This is a genomic window from Algibacter ulvanivorans (assembly GCF_048381495.1).
Classification (GTDB): Bacteria; Bacteroidota; Bacteroidia; order Flavobacteriales; family Flavobacteriaceae; genus Algibacter_B; species Algibacter_B ulvanivorans.
The window spans coordinates 1-286 of the sequence record NZ_JBLWGD010000078.1 but is presented as its reverse complement, the minus strand read 5'-3'; the positions used below and the strand labels follow the sequence as shown (position 1 = coordinate 286).

The window sequence follows — 286 nt, the reverse complement described above, 5'->3', positions numbered from 1 at the left end:
ATCTGCTTTGGCATACAATTTTAATGCTGTTTGTGTAGAATCTTCATATTTATTATCTGTAATAAGTAACATGAGGTCTAAGGCATCGTTTGCTATTAATTGCGATGTGGACGATTTTAAGATTTTAAGCTGAGATTCTGCCCATTTAAAATCGCCTTTGTAATAACTGGTTTTAGCCACTTTATATCTTGCTTCTTGAGACAAGGTGCTGTTTTTTAGGTTGCGTTGTACTTGTGTGTAATAGATTAAGGCTTCGTTAAACTTTTCTTGCAATACTAATATATCG

Annotated in this window: 1 pseudogene; it reads right to left on the bottom strand. The window is 33.2% G+C overall.

Annotated elements, in window-relative coordinates:
• Positions 1-286: pseudogene (locus ACNG5D_RS16030) on the bottom strand (tetratricopeptide repeat protein); the annotation flags it as partial.